This window comes from Sphingomonas sanguinis, from assembly GCF_001476905.1.
GTDB lineage: Bacteria > Pseudomonadota > Alphaproteobacteria > Sphingomonadales > Sphingomonadaceae > Sphingomonas > Sphingomonas sanguinis_B.
Window position 1 is genome coordinate 1 of sequence record NZ_LDTE01000116.1, and the last position, 24470, is coordinate 24470.

At 67.1% G+C, this 24470-nt stretch carries 19 protein-coding genes and 1 tRNA gene; 4 read left to right on the forward strand and 16 right to left on the reverse strand.

Annotation, left to right across the window (positions count from 1 at the left end; translation table 11 throughout):
- Positions 1 to 29 precede the first annotated feature (29 nt).
- Positions 30 to 1706, reverse strand: coding sequence for an aminotransferase class III-fold pyridoxal phosphate-dependent enzyme (locus SB4_RS15950; protein ID WP_058753363.1), 1677 nt, complete (start codon positions 1704 to 1706; stop codon positions 30 to 32).
- A 38-nt stretch (positions 1707 to 1744) separates the two neighbouring features.
- Here SB4_RS15950 and asd point away from each other — a divergent pair, with 38 nt between their 5' ends.
- Entirely contained in the window at positions 1745 to 2605 is an 861-nt protein-coding gene (asd, locus tag SB4_RS15955; RefSeq protein ID WP_241488651.1) for an archaetidylserine decarboxylase, read from the forward strand.
- Positions 2606 to 2799: 194 nt separating this feature from the next.
- Here asd and SB4_RS15960 read toward each other — a convergent pair.
- The 5 genes from SB4_RS15960 to SB4_RS15980 all read right to left on the reverse strand — a co-directional run bounded on the left by SB4_RS15960 (position 2800) and on the right by SB4_RS15980 (position 5215).
- Positions 2800 to 2876: transfer RNA gene (locus tag SB4_RS15960), tRNA-Arg, on the reverse strand.
- Between the two features lie 57 nt (positions 2877 to 2933).
- A complete protein-coding gene (locus SB4_RS15965) occupies positions 2934 to 3365 on the reverse strand; it encodes a DUF1178 family protein (RefSeq protein ID WP_058753365.1) in 432 nt (143 codons plus the stop codon).
- A complete protein-coding gene (locus SB4_RS15970; protein WP_058753366.1) occupies positions 3362 to 4183 on the reverse strand; it encodes a carbon-nitrogen hydrolase family protein in 822 nt (273 codons plus the stop codon). Before SB4_RS15970 ends, SB4_RS15965 begins: the two co-directional genes overlap by 4 nt.
- Positions 4180 to 4437 (reverse strand): glutaredoxin 3, encoded by a 258-nt coding sequence (grxC, locus tag SB4_RS15975; protein ID WP_058716193.1) that lies wholly within the window; start codon positions 4435 to 4437, stop codon positions 4180 to 4182. The genes SB4_RS15970 and grxC overlap by 4 nt, the downstream gene beginning before the upstream one ends.
- A gap of 31 nt (positions 4438 to 4468) precedes the next feature.
- On the reverse strand, positions 4469 to 5215 hold the full coding sequence (locus tag SB4_RS15980) for a ComF family protein (protein ID WP_241488652.1): 747 nt from the start codon (positions 5213 to 5215) through the stop codon (positions 4469 to 4471).
- 58 nt (positions 5216 to 5273) lie between these two features.
- Between SB4_RS15980 and SB4_RS15985 the strand changes: the two genes are divergently transcribed.
- The gene (locus SB4_RS15985; RefSeq protein WP_082670244.1) at positions 5274 to 6119 is read left to right on the forward strand and encodes a class I SAM-dependent methyltransferase; all 846 of its coding nucleotides are present in this window, start codon (positions 5274 to 5276) and stop codon (positions 6117 to 6119) included.
- Here SB4_RS15985 and SB4_RS15990 read toward each other — a convergent pair whose 3' ends face one another.
- The 8 genes from SB4_RS15990 to SB4_RS16025 all read right to left on the reverse strand — a co-directional run bounded on the left by SB4_RS15990 (position 6120) and on the right by SB4_RS16025 (position 19650).
- Positions 6120 to 6509, reverse strand: a complete 390-nt coding sequence (locus SB4_RS15990) for a response regulator (RefSeq protein WP_058732700.1) — start codon at positions 6507 to 6509, stop codon at positions 6120 to 6122.
- Between the two features lie 66 nt (positions 6510 to 6575).
- Positions 6576 to 8999, reverse strand: a complete 2424-nt coding sequence (locus tag SB4_RS15995) for a tetratricopeptide repeat-containing sensor histidine kinase (RefSeq protein WP_193753852.1) — start codon at positions 8997 to 8999, stop codon at positions 6576 to 6578.
- Entirely contained in the window at positions 8986 to 10305 is a 1320-nt protein-coding gene (locus SB4_RS16000; RefSeq protein WP_058753367.1) for an EAL domain-containing protein, read from the reverse strand. Before SB4_RS16000 ends, SB4_RS15995 begins: the two co-directional genes overlap by 14 nt.
- A gap of 368 nt (positions 10306 to 10673) precedes the next feature.
- The gene (argE, locus tag SB4_RS16005) at positions 10674 to 11843 is read right to left on the reverse strand and encodes an acetylornithine deacetylase (RefSeq protein WP_058753368.1); all 1170 of its coding nucleotides are present in this window, start codon (positions 11841 to 11843) and stop codon (positions 10674 to 10676) included.
- Positions 11844 to 11932: 89 nt separating this feature from the next.
- Positions 11933 to 16165 carry a translocation/assembly module TamB domain-containing protein gene (locus SB4_RS16010; protein ID WP_058753369.1) on the reverse strand — a complete coding sequence of 1411 codons (4233 nt, stop codon included), beginning with the start codon at positions 16163 to 16165 and terminating at the stop codon, positions 11933 to 11935.
- Positions 16165 to 18378 carry an autotransporter assembly complex protein TamA gene (locus tag SB4_RS16015; protein WP_058753370.1) on the reverse strand — a complete coding sequence of 738 codons (2214 nt, stop codon included), beginning with the start codon at positions 18376 to 18378 and terminating at the stop codon, positions 16165 to 16167. Before SB4_RS16015 ends, SB4_RS16010 begins: the two co-directional genes overlap by 1 nt.
- A 100-nt stretch (positions 18379 to 18478) precedes the next feature.
- Complete coding sequence (locus tag SB4_RS16020) at positions 18479 to 18892, reverse strand: hypothetical protein (RefSeq protein ID WP_058753371.1); 414 nt, start codon at positions 18890 to 18892, stop codon at positions 18479 to 18481.
- The gene (locus SB4_RS16025) at positions 18889 to 19650 is read right to left on the reverse strand and encodes a prepilin peptidase (RefSeq protein ID WP_058753372.1); all 762 of its coding nucleotides are present in this window, start codon (positions 19648 to 19650) and stop codon (positions 18889 to 18891) included. Before SB4_RS16025 ends, SB4_RS16020 begins: the two co-directional genes overlap by 4 nt.
- A 97-nt stretch (positions 19651 to 19747) precedes the next feature.
- On the opposite strand from SB4_RS16025, the gene SB4_RS16030 reads away from it, so the two are divergent.
- Positions 19748 to 20929, forward strand: a complete 1182-nt coding sequence (locus SB4_RS16030) for an acetyl-CoA C-acyltransferase (RefSeq protein ID WP_058753373.1) — start codon at positions 19748 to 19750, stop codon at positions 20927 to 20929.
- Positions 20930 to 21074: 145 nt separating this feature from the next.
- Here the strand turns inward: SB4_RS16030 and SB4_RS16035 are convergent, their stop codons facing one another.
- Positions 21075 to 21587, reverse strand: a complete 513-nt coding sequence (locus SB4_RS16035; RefSeq protein ID WP_082670241.1) for an SH3 domain-containing protein — start codon at positions 21585 to 21587, stop codon at positions 21075 to 21077.
- Between the two features lie 130 nt (positions 21588 to 21717).
- Between SB4_RS16035 and SB4_RS16040 the strand changes: the two genes are divergently transcribed.
- Positions 21718 to 22716 (forward strand): 2-hydroxyacid dehydrogenase, encoded by a 999-nt coding sequence (locus SB4_RS16040; RefSeq protein ID WP_058753374.1) that lies wholly within the window; start codon positions 21718 to 21720, stop codon positions 22714 to 22716.
- An 11-nt stretch (positions 22717 to 22727) separates the two neighbouring features.
- Here the strand turns inward: SB4_RS16040 and SB4_RS16045 are convergent, their stop codons facing one another.
- Positions 22728 to 24221 carry a serine hydrolase domain-containing protein gene (locus SB4_RS16045; protein WP_193753853.1) on the reverse strand — a complete coding sequence of 498 codons (1494 nt, stop codon included), beginning with the start codon at positions 24219 to 24221 and terminating at the stop codon, positions 22728 to 22730.
- Between the last annotated feature and the right edge of the window lie 249 nt (positions 24222 to 24470).

A 24470-nucleotide genomic window follows, 5' to 3' on the forward strand; every position in this document is an offset into this window, starting at 1 on the left:
CGGGAGGGGCTTAAGAAGTGGGGAGAGGCTTACCCGCCCCGCCCCAGCCTCACCGCCAGCGACTCCTTCAAGATCCGCCGCCGGATCGCCTTGTTCGCCGCCTTCAACTCCTGCGGCGCCTCCGGCGACGTCCACCACCAGCCATCGTCACGCATCTGTTGTCCTGCTGCAACGAAGCGGTCGCAAATCTCGGCGAACAGGGTGTCGTCGATGTCGAGGCTGAAGATCAGCCGCCCGGTCCCGACCCAGCTCAACGCCAGACCTTCCGCTCGGAGATAATATTGCAGCATCCAGTTATAGGGCGAGGCGACCGAATAGAGGATGGTCCAGATCGTCTGGACATGCGCGACCGACAGGGGCAGTCCCGCCTCGGCCATCCGGGTGTTGAACATCGCGGCCCGCGCCTGCCAGCGCGCGTCCAGCCCGTCATAGAGCGCCGCCACCTCGGGCGTCTCCAGTCGTCGCAGGAACGCGTTCATCGCCCCCATCACCATGGGATGCGAGTTGAAGGTGCCGCGAGCAAAGCAGATGTCGACGGGCCGATCCTCGCGCCAGCGCTTCATCAGATGCGCCGGACCGCACAGCACGCCGACCGGCAACCCACCGCCCAGCGTCTTGCCATAGGTGATCAGGTCGGGCTTCACCCCGAAATATTCGGGCATCCCCCCTTTTGCCAGGCGGAAGCCCATGAACACCTCGTCGAAGATCAGGACGATGCCGTTCGCCCGGCAGGTCTCGGCCAGCTTGTGCAGCCATTCGCGATAGGCGGCCAGATCGGCCCCCGCCTTGCGCCCGCCATCGACCAGCTGGCCGTCCGACGGGGCCGAACCATTGGGGTGCATCGCCTGGAGCGGGTTGACCAGCACGCAGGCAATGTCCTTGCGCGTCGCCAGCACCTTCAGCGTCTTTTCAGACATGTCGGCCAGCGTCAGCGTGCGATCGGCGGGAACGGGATTGCCGATGCCCGGCTGCACATCGCCCCACCAGCCATGATAGGCGCCCGCAAAGCGCACCAGGCGCGGACGCTTGGTGTGATAGCGCGCCAGTCGCACCGCCTGCATCACCGCCTCGGTGCCCGACATGTGGAACGACACCTCGTCCATACCCGACAGCGTGGTCAGGCGATGGACATTGTCGGCAACGACCGGATGAAAGGACCCCAGCACCCCGCCCAGATCGGCGACCATCGCCGCCCCCTCGGCCATGGTCTGCTTGTAGAAGTCGTTGCCGAACAGGTTGACGCCGTAGGAGCCGGTCAGGTCGATCAGCCGGTTGCCGTCCAAATCGACCAGGATCGGCCCTTCCGATCGCTGATAGAAGGCTCCGGTCGCCAGCGTGGTGCGCACCTTCTCGCGGAACTGGAACGGCACACGATACGCGCCGGTGAATTGCAGGTCGGACAGGCCGCTGCGCGTTTCCTTGGTCAGCGCCAGCGTCTGCGCGAATCGCGTCGCGAACAGGCCGCCCAGCCGCTCGAACCCGGCGCGCCGCTGGTCGGCAATCGCGTCGGGCGCATCATCGACGCGGAAGAAGCGATCATCGCCATAGGTGTAGAACGGGATCTGCCCGGCAATGCGCTTGGCCATGCGGACATGGCCGCCCAGCCCCGGATGCTTGGCACGCGACAGGGACAGGCGGCGATGCCCTTTCTTCAAGGCAACCGCACCGGCGGAAACGGCCAGCAGGCCAGTGAGAATCGGGTTCATGCGGCCTTTGACCGCGTACCCATGACGGAGGCATGACAATGCGTGGACCCATCATGCGGTTCTTCCTGAACGAGGATATCAATTTCCTCGTCACCAACCGCCTGCCGCGTCGGTTCGCGACGAAACTGGTCGGCCGGATTGCCCGGATCGAGCATCCGCTGGTCGCCCGACCCAGCCTGGCGCTTTGGAAATTCTTTGCGGGCGTCGACCTGTCGGATGCACGGACGACACGATTCAAATCCCTGCGCGACGGCTTTGTCCGCGCGCTTCGCGACGGCGCGCGCGAGTTCGACGCCGATCTCGACAGCATCGCCTCCCCCTGCGACGCGCTGGTCGGCGCGCATGGACGGATCGAGGAGGACCGGCTCTATCAGGTAAAGGGCTTTCCCTATCGGCTCGGCGACCTGATCCCCGACGCAGCGCTGGTCGAGCGCTATCGCGATGGCTCGTTCGTCACGCTACGTCTGACGGCGGGCATGTACCACCGTTTCCACGCCCCCACCGACCTGGTGGTGGAAGGCGTGACCTACGTCTCCGGCGACTGCTGGAACGTAAATCCGATCGCGCTGAAGCGGGTCGAACGGCTTTTCTGCCGCAACGAGCGCGCGGTGATCGAGGCGCGCGTGCTGATGTCGGGTCAGCCGATGCTGATCGTGCCTGTCGCCGCGATCCTGGTCGCGAGCATCCGCCTCCACTGCCTCGATACCGAGCGGACGTTGCGCGAACATGGCCCCGGCCGCACCGCCTGTTCGGCGCGGATCGGCAAGGGTGAAGAGATGGGCTGGTTCGAGCATGGCTCGACGATCATCCTGTTCCTGCCCAAGGGAATGCGGCTGTCGGACACGCTGGTCGAGGGGCAAGCGATCCGTGCCGGTGCGGTGATCGGGCACGTCGGATAACGTCGCTGTCTTGGAAAGACTTGGCGGATGCCACCTTGGAACTCGGGACCGAACGGCGCATCATCCCACCGGTCACGCATGTCTGGCACGTGATGACGGACCGCTTCGAGCGGTGGTTCCGCTCCACGCCATGGCGCGGGATGACTGGAAAATTCCGGTGAGTCTTGCCATCAGTCGGATCGCAAAGCGTTACATGGTGACCCCGACTGGATTCGAACCAGTGGCCCTCAGATTAGGAATCTGATGCTCTATCCTGCTGAGCTACGGGGCCCCATGCGGGGGCGGTGATAACCGGGACGCGGCATGGGGTCCAGAGTGGTTCGCGGCCTCAATTGGCGAGCTTGGGCGGCACCACCGGAAAGGGAAGCGGGGCGACGGGCACCCCTTCTTCGACCAGCGCCTTCGCCTCGGCCAGGCTCGCCTGACCATGGATCGGCGCGACGGGCGCATCGCCGTCGTGCATGGCGCGGGCTTTGTCGGCAAAGGCGGTGCCGACCCAGGTCGACTTTTCCAGCATCTTGGCCTGGGCCTGCGCCAGTTGCTCCATGACCGCCTTCACCGCCTGCGAGTTGGGCAGGTCGGGCTTGCTGTTGCTCTTGGCGGGGATCTGCGGGGCCATGACCGCCTTTTCGATCTGGCGGTCGCCGCACAGCGGACAGGACACCTGCCCGTCGTCACGCTGTTCGGCATAGGCGGCGGAGGAGGCGAACCACGCCTCGAACACATGGCCGGTCGTGCAGCGCAGGTCGAAGACGATCATGCCACCACCGGCGGAATGGCGCGACGATGGCGAAGGGCGGGCAGGCGTTCGCGCACCGCCGCCACTTGGCCCGCGTCGATCGTCGCGACGCCCAGCCCGGCCGCCTCGCCCATGTCGAGCAGCACCTCGCCCCAAGGTCCCACGACCAGCGAATGGCCATAGGTGGCGCGACCGTCCTGATGCTCGCCGGTCTGCGCGGCGGCGACCAGATGCACCCCAGCCTCGATCGCCCGAGCGCGCAGCAGGATATGCCAGTGCGCCGCGCCCGTCGGCCGGGTAAAGGCGGCGGGCACGGAGAGGATCGTCGCCCCCGCCTCGGTCAGCGCGGCGAACAGCGCCGGAAAGCGCAGGTCATAGCAGATGGCCAGGCCCAACCGTCCGACCGGCGTATCGACGACGACCGCCTGTTCGCCCGGCACATAGGATGCCGACTCGCGCCAGCTTTCGCCGCTGGGCAGATCGACGTCGAACAGGTGCATCTTGTCATACCGCGCGCGGATCGCGCCGCCGTCATCGATGACATAACCGCGATTGGCGAGCCGCCCGTCGCCTTCGCGCACGGCCAGCGAGCCCAGATGCACCCACAGGCCTTGGGCCGCCGCCGCGGCACGAACGCGGGCGAGCACCGGGTCCTGATCCTCGGCCACGAGATGCGCCGCCGCGCGTGTCCGGTCGCGGTCGATCAGCCCGGACATTTCGGGCGTGAACAGCATTGTGGCACCGCGCGCCTTCGCCTCGACGATGGCGCGTTCCAGCACGTCCGCATTGGCGGCGGGATCGATCCCCGCCGTCATCTGCAGCACCGCGATATCGGTCATGCCGACAGCAGCGGGTCGAGCCCTCCCCGCTTGTCGAGCGCGGCCAGATCGTCCGAACCGCCGATATGCTCCCCGTCGATAAACACCTGCGGCACGGTGGTCCGCCCGTTCGCGCGCTGGATCATCTCGGCGCGCTGGGGACCGCCCATGGTGATGTCATATTCCTCGGGCTCGACGCCCTTGGAGGCGAGCAGCGCCTTGGCCCGGGTGCAATAGGGGCAGAACGCCTTGGTGTAGATTTCGACCTTTGCCATATCTCTCAGGTGTGGCGCGTCGGCCCGCTTGTCAATCGTCGGACCGCTCGATGACCCGCGCCCAGCACAGGATCGCGACCGACGCCGCGCCCGCCCTCAACAAGGCCGCCACGCACGCCCCCGCCGTCGCGCCGGTCGTATAGACGTCATCGACCAGCACGACGTGCCGCCCCCTGACCAGCTCGGTCTGGGCGACGCGAAAGGCGGTGGTCACCGCCGCGCGGCGCTGTCGCGGCGACAGGCCACGCAGCAGCGGCGTCGCCCTCACCCGCTCCAGCGCACCGCGCGCCATCGGCACCCCGGTCCGCCGTGCGACGCCCTCGCCCAGCAATACCGCCTGGTTGAAACCACGCCGCCACAAGCGCCAGCGATGCAGCGGTACGGGCACCAGCAAGTCTGCCCCCGGCGGCAAGCGCCGCGCCATCGGCCCGGCCATCGTCTCGGCCACGCCGATCCGCCCGCCATGCTTTAACCGGATCGGCAATTCGCGGGCGATGGGGCCATAGGCGACGGCGGCGTAAATGCCCGCATGGCGTGGCGGCCGGGCCATGCAGGGCCCGCACCACGGCTCACCGACCGCATCGCCGCCCAGTGGTATGCCGCACCGCGCACAGCCCCCATCGTCCAGAAAGCGCAACTGCCCCCAGCACCGCGCGCAGAAGCGATGATCGGCCTCGACCGGTTCGGCACAGCCCGGACAGCGCGGCGGTAGGGCCCAGCGCACGATTCCTGCCACGATCGCCCCGGCGCGCGCCATCGCGAATCCCGGCCATTTCATGCTTGCCCCCATCGGCTGCACCTTGTTCCCGATCGCACAAGCGCGCACAAGCGCGACCGTGACCCACCCCAGCATCTTCGACCGCCAAGCGCGCCGCCTGCGCCGCGACCGGGCCCAGCCCGCTTATGCCGAGCATGATTTCCTGCGCGCGGCCATGCTCGACGGCCTTGCCGAGCGGTTGGATGCGGTGACGCGGCCGTTCCGCGATATTCTGGACTTGGGTTGTTTCGATGGCGCCTTCCTGCAGCCCCCGGGGGCACGGGTGGCGCGGCTGGACCCGGGCTTTGCCTTTGCGCGCGGCGCGCACGGCGTGCAGGGGGATGAGGATCGGCTGCCGTTCGCGGATCGCAGCTTCGACCTGGTGGTCAGCGCGGGCGTGCTCGACCAGATCGATGATCTGCCCGGCGCGCTGACGCTGATCCGCCGGGTGCTGCGCCCCGACGGGCTGTTCCTCGGCGCGTTCGTCGGTGGCGGTTCGCTGCCCCGCCTCCGCGCAGCCCTGCGCGTGGCAGAGGCCGAGCGGCCGGTCGCGCGGCTGCATCCGCAGGTCGATGTGCGCTCGGCGGGCGATCTGTTGATGCGTGCAGGCTTCACCCTGCCGGTTGCGGATATCGAGACGCTGGACGTGCGCTACCGCGATTTCGGGCGGCTGCTGGGCGATCTGCGCGGCATGGCGGCGAACAACCTGCTGGCCGAGCGTCGGCCCATATCGCGAGAGGCGCTGACAACGGCGGCCTCAGCCTTTGCCGACATGGCGGACCCGGACGGCCGCGTGCCCGAACAGTTCAACCTGGTCTTCCTGACCGGCTGGGCCCCCGATCCGTCGCAGCCCGTGCCAGCGAAGCGGGGCAGCGCCACCGCGTCGCTGGCCGAGGCACTGCGCCCCAAGCCAGACGCGGACTGATCAGCCGATGATCGCGCCGCCGCGATCGCCCGCCAGGATACGGCCCATCGATTCGAATAGCTGATCCATAGCGACGGGCTTGACGATCACGTCGTCGGCCCCCGCCGTGATGCAGCGCTCGCGCAGGTCGACCCCGCTGTCGGCGGTCACCACGATGATCGGCACCTCCGCCTTGCCATCGCTGCGCGCGCGAATGTGGCGGATGGCGGTGATGCCATCCATGCCGGGCATCCGCAGATCGATCAGGATCATGTGATAATCGTCGCGGTCGATCATCTCAAGGCCGAGTTCGGCGCTCTCGGCCTCGGCCATCTGGGCTCCCGCCACGTCCAGCATATCGCGCACGACCCGACGGTTCATACGGTCGTCCTCGATAAAAAGGACGTTCATCGACGTCCCCTTTGCATCGCGGACAGGATGGCATCCAAGGCGCAGGTCATGGCTTCGCCCTAACGATCATGCCGCTTGCGTTACAAGCGGCGATTCAGGGCTTTGCGGCGAGATGTCGAACATTTTGCTCATCACCTCGGCCCCTGCGATCGGTTTGGCGATAACGTGAACCAATCCGCCGCGTGGCAAATCGTTCCCCGGCAGCGGATCGGCATCGGGCCACAGCAGGAATAGGGGCACCGCCGCGCCCGCTGCCGCTTCTGCCAAGGTATGCAGCGCCGCAGACCCATCATCGTCCCGAATCGCACCGTCATCGACCAGAAGCTGCGCGACCCCGCCCTCGCCCAGCCGCGCCACCGCTTCGTCCACATTCCCGGCGAAGGCCACGGCGGCATGGTCCGCACACAGCTTGGTCCACATGGCACGACGGATCGGATTGCGATCGACGATCAGGACAGTCAGCCGCGCGACTTCGGGCTCCACCGGCAACTCGACCAGCGGTAATGTCAGGGTAAAGCATGATCCGCGCCCCGGCTCGCTGTCGACCGTCACGTCGCCGCCCATGGCGCGCGCCAGCCGACGACAAATGGCAAGGCCCAGGCCCGTGCCGCCATATTGCCGCGTCGTACTGGTATCCGCCTGGCGAAACGCCTCGAAGATTTCCTCCAGCTTCTCGGGTGCAATGCCGATACCGGTATCGGTGACGCAGACCGAAACGCCGTCCGCCAGCCGCGTCACGGTCAGCCGGACCGCACCCTCGCTCGTGAATTTCAGGGCGTTGGACAACAGGTTGAAGACGATCTGCCGAATACGCGCTGAGTCGCCGACCACCATCGCCGGGCAATCGGACAGGTCGCGGGTAAAGCCGATCGCCTTGGCCGCCGCCTCCCCCTCGAACAGGCGGGACGCGTCGCGGATCGTCGCGGCGAGGTCGAACGGTGCCTCCTCAAGGGTCAGGCGGCCATTCTCGATCTTGGCGACGTCGAGCAGATCGTCGACCAGCGCGCGCATGGTCAGGCCTGCGCCGTGCATCACCTCGACCCGTTCGCGCTGTTCGTCGGGCAACCCGGCATCGGCCAGCATGACCTGGGTCATGCCCAGAATACCGTTCAGGGGCGTCCGGATTTCATGGCTGGTCGTCGCCAGAAACTCGGTCTTGACCACCAGCGCCTTTTCGAGCTGGTCGTTGGTAAGGGCCAGTTCGCCATGCGCCGCGCGAATCCGGTTGCGGCTGCGGCCCAGCGTGAACAGCCAGATGCCGAGCAGCGCCAGCACCACGACGATGGCGACGACCGATCCGATCAGGATGAAGCGCTCCGTCCGCAGCTGGGCGCGTTCAAAGGCGATGTTGCGTTGCAGGTCGGCGGCCTTCATCCGCGCGATCCGCAGTTCCTGATTGGCGAAGTCGAACCGCGCACCCATCAGCGCAAGACCGGTCGAGGTCGCCAGCCGGGTCGATTCGTCGTCGATCCGCTTGAGTGCCTCCAGATGGCGCAGCGCGTCGGCGGTCCGGCCGACCGCGTTGTAAATCTCATAAGCGCTGCGATGCGCGTCCCGCTGCAACACCGTGGTCGTCGCGAGATCGACGCCAGCAAAGCTCCGGTCGATCAGCCGCGCCGCCTCGGCCGCGTTGCCACGCTGGAACGCGGCCTGGGCCGCGATGCTTTGCAGCGCGCGGATATCCTCGGCCCCCGGCCGGGGATCGGCCCGCCGTACCTCGGCAATCGTTGCCTCGGCCTCGCCGATCCGGCCCATGCGCAATTGCGCCCGCGCGATGTTACGCCCGATCACCGCCTGTAGCGCGACGCTGTCCATCTGCCGGGCCAAGCCCAGCGCCTCGCGAAGCTGGGTCAGCGCATCGGCGGTGCGGCCCATCTCCGCCAAGGTCAGAGCGCGATTGTTCAGGATGGCGAGGCGAAACATATCGTCGCCGCGATAGGTGCTACTCGCCTGTTCCAGGTAACGAAGCGCCGAGGTGAAGTCCTTGGCGTCATTGTACAGGTCCGCGATCTGGACCAGCGCCTTGGCCTGCCCGCGCGGATCGTTCAGCTGTTGGAAGACGCGGTGCGCGGATTGATAGGCGTTCAGCGCATCGGCGATCTCACCGTCGGCGCGGTTCAGGCCCCCCTGCGACAACAGGATATTGGCCATCAGATCGGATTTCGGCGAAAGCGTCCGTGCGATCCGATACGCTTCGGCAATGGCCCCCTTCGCTTCGCCCGTTCGCCCCATACGAACCGCGCTTTCGCCGTGCAGCCAGTCGGCGGTGGCGAACGCCAGCATCCGATCGTCGGAGTCGGGGATCGCCGCGGCCGCCATGCGCGCGGCATCGGCACTGCGCATCGCCAGCGCAGGGTCGCGCAGCATGTCGGTCTTGGCGGCATCGATCGCCCGGCTATAGGGCAAAGGCAAGGGTGGTGCGGCGGCGCGGGCCTGCGCCTCGGCCACGACCAGCGCGATGAAGATCAGCGCCAGCCTAAAGGCGCGCATTGGCGACCAGCCGGGCGAAGGGCGTCGGCTTGGCCAGCGCCGCCACGGCCTCATGCGTGCGTTCGGTCAGGAAATGGATCAACGCCTCCAACCCGATCGGACGGCTGATCAGATAGCCCTGGATCATGTCGCATCCCATCACGGTCAGCAGTGCCAGCGTGGCGGGCGTCTCCACCCCCTCGGCTACCACCTCCATTTCCAGCGCATGGGCCAGATCGATGGTCGAGCGGACGATCAACGGATCGCGATTGGAACTGGTCAACTGGGTGATGAACAGCTTGTCGATCTTCAGCTCGCAGGCGGGCAGCTGCTTCAGATAGGAGAGCGACGACAAGCCCGAGCCATAATCGTCGATCGCCACCGCAATGCCCGTGTCGACCACGGCCTGAAGATGGGTGATGGCGCTTTCGGGGTCGTGGATGACCGAGGTTTCGGTGATCTCGAAGCCGATCTTGGCACCGCTTTCGGTAACGATCGCGCAGGCCTCCTGCACGAAAGTCTCGTCGCCCAGCAACATGCCCGAAATATTGATGAATATGCGCAGGTCATGCCCGGCTTCGGCCAGGCGCCGCTGGTCGGCGATGACCCGGCGCAGCACCCACAGCGTCAGCGGCGCGATGATCCGCGCTTCCTCCGCCACCGGTATGAACTCGACGGGACTGATCGGCCCGTGCACCGGATGCCGCCAGCGCAGCAGGGCCTCGGCGCTCGACACGCGCTGTTGGCGGACATGGACCTTGGGCTGATATTCGATCGACAGGCCGTCCTGCTCGATCGCGCGGGTCAGTTCGCGCGCCAGGGCGATGCGGTCCAGCCGGTCGGCGCGCGCGGCAAGTTCGCGGATGACCGTCCGCCCCTCGATCTGGGCGTCGGCCAGCGCGTGTTCGGCTTCCTCGAGCAAGCGCATGTCGTCATCATGCGGGACGGCGGCCAGGGCCGCCCCGAGCACCGGGTCGATCCGATACTCTCCATCGGGCAGCAGGAAGGGATAGCGAAGCGCCTCGCCCAGCGTCAGCAGGTTCGCGTCCAGCGCCTCGCGCGAATTGGCGCGAATCATCACCTCGATCTGGGACGGCGTGGCCGGTCGCGCGATGGCGTCGGGAATACACTGGCCCGCCCGCCCCGCCACGGCATCGACCAGCGTGGCCACGGCCTTTCGCCCAAGATGACGGCGCAGCAAGGTGAAGTTGCCCAGCCCGACCAGAACGAGCAACTGCCACTGCGCCCCGACTTCGGTCGGGGCGACATGGTCCGATGTGGCGGGCGCAGACGCGCCGGACGCGATTCGAGAGAGGCCGTTATCCACCCCTCCAAATTAAGGGCCACGGCTAAACAAGGTGTTAACCCCGTTTGGTACGACATTCCAACCGGTTGTCGGGCGGTGGCACCCCATGCCCCTTCCACAAACGCCGTGGGCTCCAACGCGGCCGTGGCGGTTAACGTAAGAGAAGCGGCAACCCATTGCGAAATGGTTAATAGCGAATTAACCATAACCATGCGCCGGATCACGGCGCTAACGAGGGAGAAAACCCATGCTGAAGTTCATTCTGGCGCTGATCTACGGCGAGTCGATCCGCCCCTGGTAATCCCAAGACGGTCATGGGGCGGAGCAACACGGCTCTAAGCCACGGCATCGCCCCATGACTTTTGATCGCTGTCCCAAGACCGGCGGCGTCAGCCCAGCAGGTCGTCGGCCAGCCGCAGCATGAAGGCCGCGCCGCGCTCCATCTGAGCGACCTCGATATATTCGTCCGGCTGATGCGCCTGGGCGATCGAGCCGGGGCCGCAGATGACGGCCGAGAATCCCGCTCCCTGAAACTGCCCCGCCTCGGCGGCATAGGGCACCGCCCGCGCCGGGCCATTATCCCCCGCCCATCGCCGCGCCAGCCGTTCGGCCACGCCATCCGCCTCGGGCGCGAAGGAAGGGGTGCGCGACCGCCGTTCGACCCGCACACCAGTGTCGGGAAAACGGGCGCGCAGGTCCGCATCCGCCGCTTCGCAGGCCAGGAAGAACGGCGCCAGGATCGCCTCCGGCTCCTGCCCCGGCAGGGTGCGCAGATCAAAGGCGAAGCGGCACTCGCGCGCCAGGATGTTGACCGCCGTGCCGCCATTCACCTGCCCGATGGTCAGGGTGGCATGATGCGGACAGAAGGGACCATGCGGATCGCCCTCCCCCGCCAGCTGGTCGGCGAGATCGGCGAGCTGCTGCATCAGCCGGACCGCCACCATGTTCGCCGACGCGCCCAGATGGATGAGGCTGGAATGCGCCTCATGCCCGGTCACCGTCACGGTCCAGGTCGCGATGCCCTTGTGGCCGCTGACCACCACCATGTCGGTCGGCTCGCCCACCACGACGGCGGCCGGGCTCGGCACCTCTCGCGCAATCTCGGCGATCATCGACGGCGCGCCCAGACACCCCACTTCCTCGTCATAAGAAAAGGCCAGATGCAGCGGACGGACCGCGCGGCCCTTTGCGATATGCGGTGCCAAGGCCAGCGACAGCGCCAGAAATCCCTTCATGTCGCAGGTGCCGCGCCCGAACAGCCGGTCGCCCCGCCGGGTCAGCCGCCAGGGATCGCTGGTCCAATTCTGTCCATCGACCGGCACGACGTCGCTATGTCCCGACAGGACGACACCGCCGGGCTCCACCGGGCCGATGGTAGCGTAGAGATTGGCCTTGGTGCCTTCCGCATTGAACACCCGCCGCCCCGTGACGCCGATCTGGCCCAGATGCCGCTCGACATAGGCGATCAGGTCGAGGTTCGATTCGCGCGACGTGGTGTCGATCGCGATCAGGTCGGCCAGGATGGCGGTGGCTTGGGCGGCGAGCTGGTCCGGGGTCATGCCGCCATCCTGCCGGATGTTACGGTTTGGTGAAAGCCCTGCAGCCTCCCTCTTCTAACAGGAGAGAGAAGGCTGCGGGGCCATCCCGGTCAGAAATCCCGCGAGTAGCGCAGGCTTGCCGCCGATCCACCGAACGAGCCCGTCTGCGTCAGCAGACTGAGCGTACGGGTCAGCGCGATCTGCAACTGGGTGGCGGTGAAGCCGCGCGCGTCGGTGACGATCTCCACATAGATATTGTCGGTGATGTACTTGCCCGCCGCCAGGCTGGTGCCCCGACCGGTCGCGTCGTCGGCTCCCAACACACGCAGCCGGTCGATGCCCGTCGCCGAGCGCAGCTTGCCCAGCGGGTTCAGCCCGCCACCGCCAGACCCACGCAGCGAGTTGAGCGCGGCGGCCAGCTGGATCGCCTCGGTCGCGGACAGGTTTTCGGGGTTGGTCCCGAACAGCAACCGGCTGAGCACCTCGTCCTGCGGCAGGGTCGGCGTCGAGGTGAAGCTGATCTGCGGACGCTGGCCGGTGCCGGTGACGTTGATGACGGCGGTGATGCCATCGGTCGTGGTCGTCGCCTGGATATTGATATCCGGGTCGGTCAGCGCACCACCACGGAAGCGGATGGTGCCGCGATTCACCTCGAACCGCTTGCCCGCAAAGCTGTAGGTGCCGCGCACCAGGTCGAGCCCGCCATTGATCGTCGGTGCCGCGCTGGTGCCACCGACCCGCAGGTCCATCTCCCATTCCGACTCCAGCCCCATGCCCGAGACGAAGAGCTGGTTGTTGGCGCGCACCCGCAGGTCGAGGCGGAACAGCCCCGGCGGTGCGGCGGGCGCGGGTCGGTCGGTCGGGCGCGCCACGCGAATCTCGCTACGACGGCGAACCCCGGTCAGTTCGGGCACTTCGGCCTGGCCCTGGCGGATGATCTGGTAGCGGGCGTTGGGCACGGTCAGGTCACCCTGGATCAGCCCGCCGTCCCGGTTATGGGTCAGGCGGATCGTGCCGCTGGTCGTCGCGGCCAAAGCATCGCTGTCGGCCAGGCGCGCATTGTTCAGCTGCGCGCGGATGTCGATCGGATAGCCGCTGTCCGCCGCCAGCCCGATCGTACCCTGCGCCTGCACGGTGCCGTCCCCCGCCTTGGCCTGAAGCCGGGTGATCTCCAGCCGGTCGTTGTTGAAACGTCCCGCCAGCTGCATGTTGGTCAGCCGGGTGCCATAGGTTTCGTTGTCATAGGTCAGGTTGTCGGCCCGCATCAGGCCGTTAAGCTGCGGCGCGGACACCCGCCCGCCGAAATCGGCCGCGACCGCGATCGGGCCGCTCAGCTGCTGGTTGGGAAGCGCCGCGAAGGAGAACAGCACCGCCGACGGGCCATTATAACGGAGCCCTCCCGAGAGCGGGGCCTGCATCAGACGGTTGACCCAGCCGCCATTACCCGGCGGCAGCGGGCGGAGATTGGCGACCATCCGGCCGACGACCATCTGCCCCCGCCGGATCAATGCGCGCGCCTCGCCCCCGTCGGAGACCAGCCGCCCGGCAAAGACGATGTCCACCGTCTCCGACACCGCCGCCAGACCGGTGCGCCGGAAATTGGCGATGGTCAGCCGTGCCTCGGCCGCCGGGAAGCTGGCATCACGCGCCTGCGTAAAGTCGAGCGCGCCGCTCGCCTGGCCCGAAATACCCAGATTGGGGACAAAGGCATCCAGGATCGACAGCTGTAGCTTGTCGAGCCGCGTCTGCACCTTCAGCCCGTTGCCATAGCTGCCCGCCATCAGCACCGATCCGCGCCCGAAGTCGATCCGGGTCGGCGACAGCTGCCACTCGCCCTTCACGCTCTGGATGCGCGCCGGGTTGGCGGTGCGAAAGTTGATGCCGTTGGCCTGTCCCTTGGCCGCGACCAGATATTGGTTCGGCGCCAGTTGCGCGTTGAGCGCGACGTTGAAGGGGATGCTCGACGATCCGGTCAGCACTGCCTGCGCCGTGCCGCGTCCGCCCGCATAGTTCAGCTTGGCGCGCGAGGACTGGATGACCACTTCGCCGTAACGCGTATCGGCCAGCTGCGCGTCGGCGACGATCTGCGGCGCGTTCGGCACCATGACCAGGCTGGCGTTGACGATGGCACGGCCGATGGTGAAATCCACCGCGCCGGGCACGCGTGCATTATAGGCCCGCGCGGCGATATCGGCGCGCTGGTTGCCGCCCTGATCCGCCAGCTGAACGCGGCCGTTGATCCCCTGCCCTGCGAATTGCAGCGCCCCCGCAAAGGGCCCCGCCGCGGTCTGCACGACACGGCCGGTCGCGTTGATCCCCGCAAAGACCAGACTGCGCACATCGACCGCCAGCTGCCGCCCGGTGCTGACCAGCACATCGGCGGTAAAGGGACCATAATTGGTGCCGCCGCTGGCATTGACGGCATAGGCGCCGGTACGGCCGACGATCCTGGCCTGAAGATTGGTCAGGCCCACGCCGACGCCGGGCTTGCTGGCGCGCAACACGACGACCGGATTGGTCTGCGACCCCGTCACCCGTGCGGTGATTGGGCCGTACTGGTTGGAATAGGCATCCGCCTCGACCGCCAGCGCCCCATTGGCGGGGTTGTAGCGCCCGCTGCCCCGCGTCACGCGGAATTGCGGAGCCGTCAGGCGCAGGCCACCGAAGGTCACGATGCCTTCCGGGCTATATTCGACATCGGCGCGGACGATCGCGTTGCCGCCCAGGAAATTGCGCGCGCCTTCATTGAAGATCTGCTGCGTCCGCGCGACCACCCGGCCCTTCATGCCAAAGCCGGTCGGCGTCGCGACCAGATTGGCATCGGTGGTCAGGTTGATGATGCCGATGCTCTCGACCCGGTAATTGTTGACCCGGCCCTTCAGCGCGCCGGTGTAGCGCCCGGTCTTCAGGTTCGCGACGACCACGGCGGTCGCATCGATATTGTCCGAACGAATGCGCAGATTGTCCGACAGGATATTGGGCATGGCGATCGCGAAATCGCCTTGGATCGCGACATTGTTGGTCAGCCCGCCGACAGCGGCGTTCAGCCCCGCGATTCGCTTCGCCCGTGCCTTGACCGGCACCAGGATGCGGTCGGCATTCACCTTGGCCAGACCCTCGGCATAAAGGTTTTCGACCGAGGTTTCACCGAAGCCGAGTGCCGCGGCGCGGATCTTGTAATCCACGGTCGGCGTCGCGAATGCCCCGTCGAGCACCGCACGCGCCAGTACGTCGCGGCCGCGCAAGTTCGGCGCTATGGCACCGGGGGTCAGCAACTTGGCATCGACCGCGAAATTGCCGAACCGGCTGTTCGCCAGATCGATCAGGCCACCCGCATCGACCATCAGCGCCGAAGAGCGCAGCTTCATCCGCGTATCCGCGCGCCGCTGGTTCAGCGTCGTGTCGATCGCCACCTGGAGCGCGGGTGCGGTCAGCCGCTCGACCGGCCCTTCCAGATACAGGCCGGGCCGGGTCACGCCGCGAAGTTCGATATGCCCGTCGCGCGCCGTGCCGGTCAGGTTCGCCAGCTCCCCGCCGCCCAGCGTGGCAATGGCGCGGCCGGTCCAGGCCTTCCAACCACCGCGCCCATCGACCGACAGGGTCAGCGGCGCCTTCAGCCCGGCCATGGTCGCGACCACGCCACCGGTCGGCGCGGTCAGCTTCACGTCCACCGCCAGCCGGTCGGCATCCGGCACGGCGTCGAGGACCAGGCGCAACCGGTCGCCGCCCGCGATGCCGGGTCCACGCAGCGCGTCCGCACTGGCCGTCACCTGCGCGCGGCGGTCGGCGATATGCACCTTGCCATCGATGGCCAGCACATGGCGCTGACCCGTCACCGGCGCACCGATGACGAAGCGCTTCAGCGTCAGCCGGTTCACGTCGATGTCGAGATCGGGGAGCAGCGGCGCATTCGGGTCGCTGGGCGTCGGCTTCAGTTCGGGCTTACGCGCCAGCGTCACCAGATCGGCGTTGAGCGAGCGGACGTCGATATGGTTCTTGGTATAGGCAAAGGGTCGCCAGTCGACATCCAGGCGCGGGCTCGACAGGAACACGCCTTTGGGATCGCTGACCCGCAGGTCCATCAGCCGCATCCGGCCATAGAGCGACCCCTCGATCCGTCCGACCTTGATGTTCAGCCCCGAGGCGGTGGTGTAGCCGCCCAACTGGTCCGCGACGAAACGACGGCCCGGATCGGTGTTGATCCCCAGCAGCACCGCCCCGACCAGCAGGATCAGACCCAAGATCGTGAAGCCGATCCATTTCAGGATACGCTGCCACAAGGGACGCCGCACGATGACGGTTTCGGTGACGGGCTCGGGCGCCATGGTCTGTTCGTCCGCCATCAGAAGGCCTGCCCGATCGAGATGTACAGGGCGACCTTGCCGTCACCCGGTCGCGGGTTCAGCGGCGTCGCGACGTCAACGCGCAGCGGCCCGAAATTGGTGTAGAAGCGCCCACCGATACCCGCGCCGAAGCGCAGGTCCTTGCCTGTGGGCAGCGTGCTTTCATAGCTGTTGCCCGCATCGACGAACGGCACGATGCCGAAATTGCCGAAGCGATAGCGCGCCTCCAGCGCGAACTCGTTCAGGCTGCGGCCGCCGACCGGATTGCCCTGCGGATCGAGCGGCCCAAGCCGCTGGAAACCATAGCCGCGCACCGATCCGCCGCCGCCACCATAATAGCGCCGCGACGGGGCCAGATCATCCCGCTCGATGCCGAAGATCGCTCCCGCCCGCGCCCGGCCCGCAAGGACGAGGCTGTCGTTGAACGGATAATAGAAGGTGCCCTCGACCATCGTCCGCGCATAGGGCCGCACCGCGCCGCGCACCGAGGTTTCGGGGCTGAGGTTCAGCTTCAGGCGATAGCCGCGCGTCGGGTTGAGCAGGTCGTTCGACTGGTCGAACACCACCTGACCCGGAATGGCGGCGATGCCATAGGTGCCGCGCACCCTCTCGCCCCGCGCGAAATCATAGACGCTTTCGTTGGTGCCGGTCAGTTCGCCACCAAAGGCATAGGTGAACTTCTTCTGCCAGATCGGCGTGGAGTCATAGCTCCAGCGGAAGGCAACCGTGCCGATGAACGCATCAAACGCATCGTAATTCTGGTGGCTGGCCGAGGCGATGACCTGAAACGTGCGGTCACGCCGCCCGGCGTTCGAGCGGCGGAAGGTGCCGCTGAGCCCCTGTTCCTGCGTACCCGCAATGACCGAGGCGATGATCGCGCCCTCGGGCGAGAAGGCGTTGCGGTTGGTGAAGCTGCCCTGCACCCGCACGCCTTGTCCCGTCGAATAGCCGCCCTCGCCCGACAGGGTCCGGCTGGGCCCCTTGGTCTGCGTGACTTGCAGGTCGATCTGCTCGGTGCCGTCGGGATTCATCCGCCCGGTCTGCTTGGGCTCGACCGCGATACCGTTGAACAGGCCGGTCGCGACCAGCGCGTTGCGCAGATCGTCGGTCAGTCGCGAGTCGTACAACTGGCCTTCGTCGAAACGCGGAAAGACGTTCAGGTGATCGAGGTCGAACACCGCGTCGCCCGTCGTGGTCAGCTTGCCGAACGCCGAGCGCGGGCCGGTATCGACCGGCAGGGTGTAGGCGCCGACCGGCTCCGGCCCCTGATCCTCCAGCAATATGTCGCGGTCGCCGACCTTGACGAAGGGATAGCCGCGCTGGGGCAGGACCAGGCTGACATTCGCCTCGGCACCTTGGATTCGCGCGGCTTCGATCGGATCGCCGACCTTGAGCGGCAAGTTGGAGCGGACCAGATCGGGCGGCGTGGTCGGATCGGCCTTCACCGTCACCGAGGACAGGCGATAGAGCCGTCCCGGTGTCGCGGTCAGCACGACCTTCAACCGACCATTCTCGCCCTCTCCCGCGCCTTCGCGCTGGAGCGTCGATACGGCGGTGGCGTCGTAATAGCCGAGCGACTTCATCAGCCGGATCGCCAGCTGCTCGTCCTCGCGGGCGCGGGCGGAGACCTGGGTCGCATTGGCCGCCTTGCCCTTGCCTTCGCGCAGGGACGACAGGCCCTTGAACTCGTCGTCCAGCTTCAGCTCGGCCAGGCCGCGCACCTCCATGTCATACCGGATTTCGGGCGTGCGGGTGCCCTTGGGATCGGCTGCGGTTTCCAGCGGGGTCGTGTCGAAACTGGCCAGCGGGGTCAGCGGCTGGGCCAGTTGCGGGTCCTCGGGCGCGATCGGGCCGATGGTATCGCCGGTCGCCAGCGGCTGGGCGGTCTGCGCGCTGGGCAGGGGCGGCGCGGTCTGCGGCGTCGGGATGGCCTGGGCCGCGGGCTGGTTCTTTTCCATGGTCGCCATGGATTCCAGCGGTGCGTTGATATCGCCGCTCAGCGGGGGGAGCGCGGCGTTGAACTGCGCGTCGGGGACGATGGGGGCATTGGCCTGCGGGTCGCTGGTCCCGTCGCGCTGATCCTGCGGCACGCTCGGCCCTTGTGCAGGGGCGGTGCCCGGCTTGGACAATTGCCCCGAGACGGGCGACGAGAACAGGGAGGGAGCAATCAGCGCGAACGCGAGCCAGGTATGTCTGCCGTTTCGTTCCGCCACGCTGTAAAAAGCCCCTTTCCGACAGGGCTCTTCCGTTATTCGGAACGATCCCCCAACGATCCCCCAACGCGGGAAGACCCCGCGAAGTTCCCTCGGCGGATCAACGGGCCGCCGGTGCGCACCCCACCATGCCGCCCACCGGCACGATGATTTCGTCCTGATTTCCGCGCGCTAGGCGGATCGTCGCATCCGATACGATGGCCCCGTCCTGCAGCGTTTCGCGCTGGGTGATCGTCATGTCGAGCGTGGCCGTAACCCCTTCCCCGGCATAGCGCGTTGTGCTGGCCAGCCCCAGCGCGCCCGTGCCCCCGGCCTCGGCAGCGGGCAGATCGGCTTGCTTGCCGTCCAGCATCACGCGCAGCCGCCCCGGCTCGACCATGGCGACGAAACGCTGGTCCTGCACCGCCCACAGATAGGCGGCGCAGCCCTTTTCCGGGAGGGACTGTTTGGGCAGCGTGCCCAGAACGGGCGCGGCGGCGGCTTGCGCCATGGCGACGATCGTCAAGAGCATCATGGGGCCATTCCTATCATCAACACCCAGGCCGGGTAAGCCGCCAGGGCCAGCAGCAGGCCCAGCGGCACCATGTCCTGCCTCAGCGCCCCGCGCCCCAAGACGAGCCGCAGTCCGACGAAGCCCAGCCCGATGATGCAGGCGACCAGCAGCACCCCCGGAATCATCCGCCAGCCGAGCCACAAGCCGATCGCCCCCAACAGCTTCGGGTCGCCACCGCCCAGCCCTTCGCGTCCGCGCCACCACCGGTAGCCCGCACCAATGGCCCAGAGCCCACCAAAACCAATCAGCCCGCCGACCAGCCGATCGCCCAGCGGCGGCGCTTGGCCCAGCACCCCGGTCAGGACACCCGTCATCGCTAGCCAAAGCGTCAACCGATCCGGCAGCCAGAAGGCCAGGGCATCCAACGCCCCCAGCGCCAGCAGCGACCAGCCGAACAGCGCCCCCATCCAGCCATCGGGCCCCGCGACCCAACCCGCCGATGCGCCGATCAGCAGTGCCAGCACCTCTATTCGCCAATGCACCGGATCGATCGGCTCTCGGCACCGCGCGCAACGGCCGCGCAGGGCAACGAAGCTCAGGACCGGCACCAGCTCCCAGGGCCGCAGCGTTCCCCCGCAATGATCGCAGGCCGACCGCCCGACCATGACCGAGCGATCCTCCAGCCAGCGCAGCACCAGCGCGGCGACGAACGATCCGACGATCGCGCCCGCCAATCCATAGAACACGGCCCACACCGCCGATGCCGCCCCGAACGCCATGGCCACCGCCCTAGCCCCTTTGCGCCGCCCGAGCAAAAGGCGTACAGACCCGGCCAACAACGACATCAAAACATACCTATTTGGAGAGCATGTCCCCATGACGGACCCCATCGTCATCCTGTCCTATGCCCGCACCCCCATGGGATCGTTCCAGGGCAGCCTGTCGGGCTTGTCCGCGACCCAGCTGGGCGCCGCCGCCGTAAAGGGTGCGGTCGAGCGGGCGGGCGTCGATCCTTCCACCATCGATCGCATCCATATGGGCTGCGTCCTGCCCGCCGGGTTGGGTCAGGCCCCAGCGCGCCAGGCGGCGATCTTCGCGGGTCTGGGTGAACAGGTCGAGGCGACGACGGTCAACAAGATGTGCGGTTCGGGCATGCAGGCCGCGATCATGGCCGCCGAGGCGCTGGCGGCCGGGTCGGCCGACCTGATCGTCGCGGGCGGCATGGAGAGCATGACGAACGCCCCCTATCTCAGCCACAAGCATCGCGGCGGCGCGCGCATCGGCCATGACACGCTCTACGACCATATGTTCCTCGACGGGCTGGAGGACGCCTATGAGCGGGGGCGGCTGATGGGCCATTTCGCCGAGGAGGCGGCGCAGGAATACCAGTTCACGCGGGCGGCGCAGGATGATTTCGCCATCGCCTCGCTGGAGCGCGCCAAGGCGGCGCAGGCCTCCGGCGCGTTCGACCGCGAGATCGTGCCGGTCACCATCAAGACCCGCAAGGGCGAGGAACAGATCAGCCTCGACGAACAACCCGCCAAGGGCGATCCGGCCAAGATCCCGACGCTGAAGCCCGCCTTTGCCAAGGACGGCACCATCACCGCGGCCAATGCCTCCTCCATCTCGGACGGCGCGGCGGCGCTGGTCATGACGCGCGCCAGCGTCGCCGAGCGGCTGGGCCTCACCCCGATCGCGCGGGTCGTAGCGCAGGCAGGCCATGCCCATGCGCCCGCCCGTTTCACCACCGCGCCGGTCTTCGCGATGCGCAAGGCGCTCGAGCGCGCGGGCTGGTCGACCGGTGATGCCGATCTCTATGAAGTCAACGAAGCCTTTGCGGCCGTCGCGATGATCGCGATGCGCGACATGGACCTGTCGCACGACCGGCTGAACGTCCATGGCGGCGCTTGCGCGCTGGGCCACCCGATCGGCGCGAGCGGCGCACGCGTGCTGGCGACCCTGTTGTCGGCGCTGGAGACCAAGGGGGCCAAACGCGGCGTCGCCTCGCTCTGCATCGGCGGCGGCGAAGCCACCGCGATGGCGGTGGAGTTGTTGTAAGTTTCTGCTTCGCTGTCGCAGCCCGGCAAGGGTCTGAAGTTTCATTGAGGCAATCGCTGCCCTCCCCCATCCCCTCCCGCCTGCGGGAGGGGATGGGGGAGGGCAAGGGGTCTCACCGAGACCAATTCCGCGACCAGGAACCCCCTTACGGCAGCACTTCCCCCGGATCGACACCCCAGATCGAGCCGACCGGCACGAAGCCCGCCTGCCCCTTCACGTCGAACCGGCACCAGGCCCCGTTGCACTCGCTGATCCGCCCGACCACGCCCGGCGCAGCGCGCCATAGTGTCTTGGCACCCTCATCCGGGGCGGCGCGCATCGGCAGCGGGTCGGAACTGCGCACGATGGCGGTACGGGTGTTGCGGAGCAGGACGGCGAGCATCCAGCCCTCGGTCCCATCGGGGTCCTGCACCTTGCGCCATTCCTTGAACGCGGCGATCACCTTTACCGGCAGGTCCTGGCGGCGATAGGTCCAGCTGGCGGGATAGGCGCGCGCCGGGCCGGTGCGCATCCGGGCCAGCGTCGCCCCGATCGAACCATAATAGGGCATGGCGCGCTTTTCGGACGCGGCAACGGCGGCCGGAGCGGTCAGCCCCGTCGCCAGATCCATCGACAGCGTCGTCGCGATCAGTGCCAGCCCGGCCATCGACCTGCGCATCGTCTATCCTTTTACCTGCCCGCCCGGCCCTGCCTCTACGCCGAGCGGGGGCGCCGCTTCAACCATGTTCGCAGGGGCGTGCGGCGCGTGCCCGGTTGACGGACCGGCGGGCTTGGCCCAATCCGTCGCTATGACCGATCCACGCCGCTGCCTGAACCCCAGGGTGGTCGTCACCCGCGAGCTGCCCGATCCGATCATGGAGCGGATGGCCGCGCTGTTCGATACGCAGCTGAATCGCTCGGACGAAAAGATGCACCGCGACGAACTGGCCGCCGCCATGGCCGATTGCGACGTGCTGGTCCCGACCGTAACCGACGCGATCGACGCGGATTTGATCGCGAGCGCCGGGCCCCGCCTGAAGCTGATCGCCAATTTCGGCGCGGGCGTGAACCATATCGACCTGAAGGCAGCCCGCGCCCGGGGCATCATCGTCACCAATACCCCCGGCGTCCTGACCGAGGACACCGCCGACATGACCATGGCGCTGATCCTGTCGGTGCCGCGCCGCCTGCCCGAGGGCGAGAAGCTGGTCCGCTCGGGCGGCTGGAAGGGATGGAGCCCCGGCGGGATGCTGGGCCACCGGATCGGCGGCAAGGCGCTGGGCGTGGTCGGCATGGGGCGGATCGGCCAAGCCGTCGCCCGGCGCGCACGCGCCTTTGGCCTGTCGATCCATTACCATAACCGCCGCCGCCTGCCCGCCAGCATCGAGGCGGAGCTGGGCGCGACCTGGCATCCCGATCTCGATGCGATGCTGGGCGCGGTCGACATCGTGTCGATCCACACGCCCCTGAACGCCGATAGCCATGACCTGATCGACCGCCGCCGCATCGCCCTGATGCGCCCCCATGTCTATCTGATCAACGCCAGCCGGGGCGGCATCGTCGACGAGGATGCGCTGGTCGACGCGCTGGAGGCGGGCCAACTGGCAGGGGCCGGCCTCGACGTCTGGCGGCACGAGCCGGAGATCGACCCGCGCCTGCTGGCGCTGCCCAATGTCGTTCTGACCCCGCATATGGGCTCGGCCACGCTGGAAGGTCGTGTGGCATCCGGCGAGAAGGTCATCGCCAATATCCGCAGCTGGGCCGACGGCCACCGTCCGCCGGATCAGGTGTTGGAGGGGTGGTTATAGGGGCTGGGCCGCTAGCGGGGCGAGGCCTGCAGCCGCTTCAACGCATCGCTGGCATAGACATTGGTCGGATCGAGCGCCAGCGACTGGCGAAACAGGCTGATTGCCTGTTCGCGATCCCCCTCGGCGACGGCGATGTCCGCCAAGCCGTCATGGCTATAAGCGGATTTGGGGTAGACCGTCAGGTTGAAGCGGAAAATCGCCTTGGCGTCGGCATAGCGCTGGGCTTCATAAAGATCATAGCCCAGCCCCACCAGCGCATCGTCGCTGAAGTCGAGCTTGGCATCCGACTGTTTCAGTTCCCGATACAGCGCGATGGCGCCGGCGACGCCGCCACGATCGATCCGGTCCCAGAGAATTTCTCGAAGCTGCGCGACGGGCAGCGGTGTCGGCTGACCGAAGGCAATGGCGGCCATCGCATTCCCGACCTTGCTCGCCGAGGCACGATCGCTGTTGCTCAGCACAATCGCGGTCAGCCGATCGGCGGGGAATCGGATGATGTAGGTCGAGAAGCCGTTGTCGCTTCCGGAATGGTCCATCTCGTGGCGGCCAAACCGCTCCCCGATCCGCCAGCCAAAGCCGTAATTGTTCTTCGCTGGCGTAAACATCGCATCAAGGGACGCCTGGCTGACCAATTTGCCGGGCGCCAATGCTCGCTCCCAGAGCAGCAAGTCACCCACGGTCGAGTGGAGCCCACCCGCAGCATAGCCGACCGTGTGGCTGATGATCGGCGCGTTGATAAAGGTGGTGCCAAGCGAATAATAGCCCGACGCGCGGTGTGGAACGATGGCGCGACTATTATCGTCCCCGCTGTGCGTCATCCCGACCGGTATCAATATGTGCCGCTTGACATAGGCACCCCAAGGCATCCCCGAGGTCCGCTCGATGATAAGACCGAGGAGATGATAGCCCGAATTGGAATAATCGTACTTTTCACCGGGCGCGAATTTCAGGGGCAGGTTGCGGAATAGCGCGACAAGCTCGGTCGGTGTGTAATCGCGCCGGGACAGCACCTCGTCCCACTCGGGCAGGCTGGAGAAGTTGGGAATGCCCGACATGTGGTTTAGCAACTGGCGAATGGTGATCGGCCGCCATGCGGCCGGACAGTCGACCAGATAGCGGCAGATCGGATCGTCGACATGGAGCTTGTTCTGCTCTTGAAGCTGCATGACGGCAAGCGCGGTAAACTGCTTGGTGATCGAAGCGAGGCGGAACACCGTGTCGGGGCCGTTCGGGACGCTCAGCTCGTAGTTTGCCATGCCATAGCTGCGCAGGAAGACCGGCTTGCCGTCCCGCGCGAGAAGCACGGTGCCGGAAAATTGCTCGTTCCGGGTCGCGGCGACGAGATAGGCATTCAGCGCCGTGTCCAACGCCCGATCCGCAGCAACGGATGCGGGCACCGCCTGCCCCTTGGCGGATAGGGGGGCTGCAACGAGGATCAATGCCAGCGTAACGGTAGAGACCGCCCACCGGACATAGGTGTCGCGCGACCCCATTATGCGTGACATGCTCGCCATGTGCTTCCCCCCTGCCGTCGTTTCAGGCGCAGTACCCGAATATATGAGGAACTGTGTTACTGAAACAATACAGATATCGGGATGATCGTATCGCTTCAACCCGGATCGGCAAAGGCGGCACGCACTTCCAACCCAGCATCCTATCGCCCTGTAACGGCGTTTCCCGATCCGTTTCAAAATGTTGCGACGCGGAACCGCATGGGGCGGGCGGCATTCCCCCTCCTGTCATCTCAACAGGAG